General features: G+C 60.4%; 2 protein-coding genes. Both read left to right on the forward strand.

Going from position 1 to position 333, the window contains the following annotated elements:
- The coding region (locus AF337_RS44270; RefSeq protein ID WP_049732226.1) for a hypothetical protein at positions 1-210 on the forward strand (210 nt) is incomplete at its 5' end.
- A 3-nt stretch (positions 211-213) separates the two neighbouring features.
- On the forward strand, positions 214-333 hold a 120-nt coding region (locus tag AF337_RS40155), incomplete at its 3' end, for a Y-family DNA polymerase (protein ID WP_483150620.1).

The raw sequence follows: 333 nt of genomic DNA on the forward strand, positions 1-333 counted from the left end.
GTGCCGGTGGTCGAACTCATCTGCCTCGTCTGCGATCGCCATAGTGCGCTTGAGCGGAAAACGTTGGTGAAAGCGTTTGGCGCAAGCGTCACCTTCGCGGAAATCCGCCGGCGCATGGCCATGGGCTGCGAGCGGATGCAGGCGACCAAGGGTGACAAGTGTGGAGCACACTTCCCATGTTTGAGTGACGGTCTCGCTGATGGAAGCTAGATAATGACAGGCGAAGACAACCGCGAACGGCCGCGCAAGATCGTGCATGTCGACATGGACGCCTTCTACGCATCGGTCGAGCAGCGCGACAATCCGGAGCTGCGAGGTGTGCCGGTTGCTGTC

It is taken from the genome of Rhizobium ecuadorense, from assembly GCF_001187535.1.
Lineage (GTDB): Bacteria > Pseudomonadota > Alphaproteobacteria > Rhizobiales > Rhizobiaceae > Rhizobium > Rhizobium ecuadorense.